The sequence below is a fragment of the Nocardia farcinica genome, assembly GCF_029867845.1.
In the GTDB taxonomy this organism is placed as follows: domain Bacteria; phylum Actinomycetota; class Actinomycetes; order Mycobacteriales; family Mycobacteriaceae; genus Nocardia; species Nocardia farcinica_A.
Genome location: NZ_JARWRU010000233.1, coordinates 1 through 5,311, shown reverse-complemented (window position 1 = coordinate 5,311; position 5,311 = coordinate 1). Strand labels below are relative to the sequence as shown.

At 69.9% G+C, this 5,311-nt stretch carries 5 protein-coding genes and 1 pseudogene; 4 read left to right on the top strand and 2 right to left on the bottom strand.

The window, feature by feature from the left end:
- Positions 1–106: 106 nt before the first annotated feature.
- A complete protein-coding gene (locus tag QH283_RS04760) occupies positions 107–823 on the top strand; it encodes a M24 family metallopeptidase (RefSeq protein WP_280501794.1) in 717 nt (238 codons plus the stop codon).
- A 14-nt stretch (positions 824–837) separates the two neighbouring features.
- Here QH283_RS04760 and QH283_RS04755 read toward each other — a convergent pair whose 3' ends face one another.
- Both QH283_RS04755 and QH283_RS04750 read right to left on the bottom strand, forming a co-directional pair.
- Entirely contained in the window at positions 838–2,238 is a 1,401-nt protein-coding gene (locus tag QH283_RS04755) for a uracil-xanthine permease family protein (RefSeq protein ID WP_280501793.1), read from the bottom strand.
- Positions 2,239–2,384: 146 nt separating this feature from the next.
- Positions 2,385–2,933 (bottom strand): hypothetical protein, encoded by a 549-nt coding sequence (locus tag QH283_RS04750; RefSeq protein WP_280501792.1) that lies wholly within the window; start codon positions 2,931–2,933, stop codon positions 2,385–2,387.
- On the opposite strand from QH283_RS04750, the gene QH283_RS04745 reads away from it, so the two are divergent.
- From QH283_RS04745 to QH283_RS04735, 3 genes and pseudogenes are all read left to right on the top strand, one after another.
- Positions 2,932–3,528, top strand: coding sequence for a hypothetical protein (locus QH283_RS04745; protein WP_280501791.1), 597 nt, complete (start codon positions 2,932–2,934; stop codon positions 3,526–3,528). The two genes, QH283_RS04750 and QH283_RS04745, sit on opposite strands and share 2 nt — an antisense overlap.
- A gap of 60 nt (positions 3,529–3,588) precedes the next feature.
- Positions 3,589–3,990 (top strand): annotated as a pseudogene (locus QH283_RS04740) (CocE/NonD family hydrolase); the annotation flags it as partial.
- A gap of 49 nt (positions 3,991–4,039) precedes the next feature.
- Positions 4,040–5,173, top strand: a complete 1,134-nt coding sequence (locus tag QH283_RS04735; RefSeq protein WP_280501790.1) for a CocE/NonD family hydrolase C-terminal non-catalytic domain-containing protein — start codon at positions 4,040–4,042, stop codon at positions 5,171–5,173.
- Positions 5,174–5,311 lie beyond the last annotated feature (138 nt).

Here is a 5,311-nt window from a genome sequence, read left to right as displayed (position 1 = left end):
CCCCCCCCGGCCCCGGTCCCGCGGCTGCTCCGCGCGCCGGGGGGGGGGGGGCGGCCGGGGGGGCTGGGGGGGGGGCAGGTGCGCCCGCGCCGCTAGGGTGGGGCGCATGGGGTTCGAAGAGGCTGCCGAGGCGCGGCGGGTGTCCGCGCTGCGGGAGGCCGAGGCCAAGGCCGTGGCGTTGTTCGACGAAGTGATCGCGCGCGGCATCGTCGTGCCGGGGGCTTCCGAATCCCAGGTGAGCGACGCGGTGCGCGACCTGGCCGAGGAGATGTTCGGCACCCGCCGCTACTGGCACAAGCGGCTGGTGCGGGCGGGCGTCAACACCCTCGAGCCGTTCGCGGCCGACCCGCCCGAGCGGGTCCTGGCCGCCGACGACATCTGCTACCTGGATTTCGGGCCGATCTTCGCCGAATGGGAGGCCGACTTCGGCCGCACCTATGTCCTCGGCGACGATCCCGCCAAGCTCGCCCTGCGCGACGCGCTGGAGCCGCTCTGGCACGAGGCGCGCGAGCGCTTCGACAAGCACCCCGACATCACCGGCGCCCAGCTCTACGACTGGACCGTCGCCCGTGCCGCCGCGTCGGGCTGGGAGTTCTCCGCACCCATCGCCGGTCACCTGGTGGGGGAGTTCCCGCACAAGAAGATCGTCGGCACCGGCGTCGACTCCTACATCACGCCCGGCTCCGACCTGCCGATGCGCCGCCTCGACCCGACCGGCAAACAGTGCCACTGGATTCTCGAGGTGTACCTGGTGGATCGCGCCCGCGGTATCGGCGGGTTCTTCGAGCAGCTTCTCGACCTGCACGTGGACGGCCGCGGGTAGTCGGCCGGGACCGGTCAGCGTTCGTGTTCGGTGGCCGTGCGATCGGCCTCACCGGTGGCCGGTTCCTCCTCGACGCCGGTCGCCGGTTCGTGCTCGACGCCGGTGAGCGGGACGTCCTCGATGTAGGTGACCTCGGTGACGTGGTCGGGCGCCACGGTGCCGCGCCACCCGCCGAGGATTCGCATGGCGTGATAGATCGCCAGCGCGGCGAAGGCGCCGAGCGCGATGCCGCTGAAGTCCAGGTCGCCGATCGCCCACTCGAAATTCGCGATGCCGATGACCAGCGGGATGGCGGCGGTGAACTGGTTGACCGGCTTGCCGAAGTCGACGCGATTGCTCACCCAGATGTGCACGCCGAGAATGCCGACCAGGCCGTAGAGGGCGGTGGTGACGCCGCCGAGCACACCGGCCGGGACGGACGCGATCACCTCGCCGACCTTCGGCGACAGGCTCAGCAGGATCGCCGCCAGGCCCGCCACCCAATAGGCCGCGGTCGAATACACCTTGGTGGCGGCCATGACGCCGATGTTCTCCGCGTAGGTGGTCGTCGCCGATCCGCCGCCGCTGCCCGCGAGCACCGTGGCCACGCCGTCGGCGGCGATCGCCCTGCCCATCTTCTTGTCGTAGTCGATGCCGGTCATGGAGGTGATCGACTTGACGTGCCCGATGTTCTCCACCACCAGCACCAGCACCACCGGCAGGAACATCGGCAGCACCGCGAGATGGAACGACGGGGCGTGGAAATCGGGCAGGCCGATCCACGCGGCCTGCTCGATCTTCGAGGTGTCCACCTCGCCGCGCGCCAGCGCGAACAGGTAACCGAGCACCACGCTCGCCACGATCGCGAGTCTGCCGATCAGGCCGCGGAACAACACCAGGCACAGCACCAGCAGCACCAGCACGACCGTCGCGGTGATCGCGTCCGCCTCGTAGTTCATCTTCGCCGTCGGCGCCAGGTTCAGGCCGATGAGCGCCACGATCGTGCCGGTCACCACCGGCGGCATCAGCGCCTCCAGCCAGTGCGTGCCCGCGAACTGCACCACCACGCCGATCACGATCAGCAGCAGGCCGACCACCACGATCCCGCCCAGCGCCGCGCCCATCCCCTGCGACGCGGTCGCCGCCAGCACCGGCGCGATGATGGCGAAACTCGACCCGAGATAGCTCGGCAGCCGGTTGCCGGTGATGATGAGGAACAGCAGCGTGCCGACACCGGAGAACAGCAGCGTCGTCGACGGCGGGAACCCGGTGAGCACCGGCACCAGGAAGGTGGCCCCGAACATCGCCACCACATGCTGCAACCCGATGCCGACCGTCCGCGGCCAGCTCAGCCGCTCGCCGGGTGAGATCACCGCTCCCGTGTCCACCTGGTTCCACCGGAACGGTCCGCTCGTCCGGGAAGCTGGCTTGTTCATGGGAGTCAGTGTGCGGCAATCCCCGGTGCGGCGCAGGGCGAACTCCGACCAGTCGGTTCGGGCGTCGACCTGCGAGAGGCCGCGATCTCGCGCACCGGAACGGGCCCGCGCCACAAGCCGTCCCCGTTCGGGGCCGACGCGACCGGCTAGCCCCTTTCCGTGATGAAGAATGTGTTCGTTCCCGCACTGACCGACATGCAACGCGCCGAAATCAGCACCGTCGATGTGCCCGGCGGAATGGCCCTGCACGACTGCTCGACTACGAGACGTTGATCTCCGCCGAGTCCTACGATTTCGACGAACTGCTCGACGCCTGCCGGACCAGGTTGCGCGAATTCCCGGGCCGGGTGGACGCGATCATCGCGCACTGGGATTTCCCCACCAGTGTCATCGTGCCGATCCTGGCCGCGGAATTCGGCCTGCCCTCGCCCAGCCTGGAGAGCGCTCTGCGGACCGAGCACAAACTGTGGAGCCGGGTGCTGCAACGCCAGGTCGTGCCCGAATGCGTGGCGGAATTCCGTGCCTTCGACCCGTTCGACCCCGACGCGCTCGACCGTATCGACCTGCCTTTCCCCTTCTGGGTGAAGCCGATCAAGTCGCACTCCTCCCAGCTGGAATTCGAAGTGCGCGACGCGGAGGAATTCACCGAGGCGGTCGAACGCATGCGAGTACCACGTGCACGGGGTGTTCGACATGCGCAAGGACGCCGCGGGCCACAGTTTCGACCACCTCGACTATCCGGCGCGCACCGTGCCCGCCGATGTGCAGCAGCAGATGATCGACGTCACCGAGCGCTGTCTGCGGCACGCCGGTTTCGACAACGGCTGCTTCAACTCCGAGTTCATGTGGGACGCCGACACCGGCCGGCTGTGGCTCATCGAAGTCAACACCCGCATCTCCCAGTCACACAGCGACCTGTTCGTGGAGGTCGACGGCGCCTCCAACCACACCGTCGCCATCGACATCGCGCTCGGGCTGCCGCCGCGCATGCCGCATCGCAAGGGTGAGTTCCCGGTCGCGGCACAATGTTTCGTTCCCCGCTACGAGGACGGCATCGTCACCCGCGTCCCGGGCGAAGCCGAGATCGAGCAGCTGTGTCGCCGCTTTCCCGGCTCCATCGTGCACGTCACCGTCGCCGAGGGCGACCGGCTCTCCGAGCTGCCCAACCAGGACGCCTACCGCTACAAGCTGGCCACCCTCTATCTCGGCGCCGCCGATTCCGAGGCGCTCGAGCAGCGCTATCGGGACTGCCTCGATGCCCTGTCGTTCGAGTTCCAGGAGGTCGGCTGAGTGCAGGTCGTGGAGAAGTTCCCGTACCGGGTCCGGGAGATCGAGAACGTCTTCATCCCGATGCGCGACGGCGCCCGGCTGGCGGCGCGGGTCTGGCGGCCGGTCACCGACGAGCCACTGCCCGCGGTGTTCGAGTGCATCCCCTACCGCAAGCGCGACCTGACCAGAGAGCGGGACTCGCTCAACCATCCGTACCTGGCGGGCCACGGCTATGTGAGCGTGCGCGTGGACATGCGCGGCAGCGGCGACTCCGACGGCGTGTTGTTCGACGAATATCTCGAGACCGAGCACGACGACGCCTGCCAGGTGATCGAGTGGCTCGCCGAACAGCCGTGGTGCGACGGCAATGTCGGCATGATGGGCATCTCGTGGGGTGGGTTCAACAGCCTCCAGGTCGCCGCGCATCGGCCGCAGGCGCTCAAGGCGATCATCAGCGCCTCGGCCACCGAGGACCTCTACGTCGACAACATGCACTACATGGGTGGCTGCGTGCTGGCGGACAACCTCTCCGATGCTGCGCGCCCGGCTGCAGGACAGCATCTCCCCGCAGCCCTCCTACGAGGACCGGCCAGGCCGCTGGGTCGGCGAACCGTGCTGGCCCTCGCCATACGTGACCCCGCGCGAGTACACCCTCACCCGGTACGGATTGGCCGAGAAGTCAGCCGACCGGACGCCGCGGCGTGTCGCCAGGGTGCAGTCGCCGCTGAGCGTCGGCATGTTCGCCGGGAAGTGGGCCTCCTACGCCGCCACCCCGGACCTGCCCTCCGATCAGCGCGAGGAGGACGGCGGCTCACTGGTCTTCGAGACCGAGGAACTGGACGAGGCCTTCGAGATCCTCGGCCTGCCGACCCTCGACCTGACCGTCTCCGCCGACCGCCCGCAGGCGATGGTGGCGGTCCGGCTGTCCGATGTGGCCCCGAACGGGGAGGCCACCCGCGTCACCTACGGCCTGCTCGATCTCACTCACCGCGACGGCAGCGGCGATCCGAGCCCGCTCGAACCCGGTCGCTCCTACCGGGTCAGGCTGACGCTCAACGGCACCGCGCACGCCTTCCCGGCCGGCCACCGCATCCGGCTGTCGCTGTCGCTGTCCACCTCGTACTGGCCGCTGGCCTGGCCGTCGCCCGAACCGGCGATGGTGTCGGTGACCACCGGCGAGAGCGTGCTCACCCTCCCGCACCGCCCGCCGCGCGCGGAGGATGCCCGGCTGCGGCCCTTCGGCGACCCCGAGACCGCGCCGCACGCCCCCGTCACCCGCCTCGAGCCGGGCAGGCACCATTGGAAGGTCGAACGCGATCTGGCCACCGGCGTCTCCACCCTCGAGATCGAGAACGACATGGGCACCCAGCGACTCGACGAGACCGGCACCCTGGTGCGCCGTGCCACCACCGAGTGGTTCAGCTTCCGCGGCAACGATCCCACCTCCGTGCGCGGCGAGACCCGCACCGTCCGTGGCTTCGCGCGCGACGACTGGCGCACCGAGGTCACCACCCACACCACCTTGCGCTGCACCGCCACCGAATTCGTCATCGACGCCCAGCTCGACGCCTATGAACTCGGCGACCCCGACGACGACCCGCGCTCCGTCCGCACCCGAGTCCACTCCCAGGACTGGCACCGCCGAATACCACGGAAGCTGGTGTGAGGCCCCTCGGCCCGGGGGCCCGGAGTGAAGGGGCCGGGGGGGGGGGGGGTGGGGGCCGGCGGGGGGGGGGGGGGCGCCCCCCCCCCGGGGTGCAACCCCCCCCCGGCCCGGCGGGGGGGGGGGGGAGAAAGCCCCCCC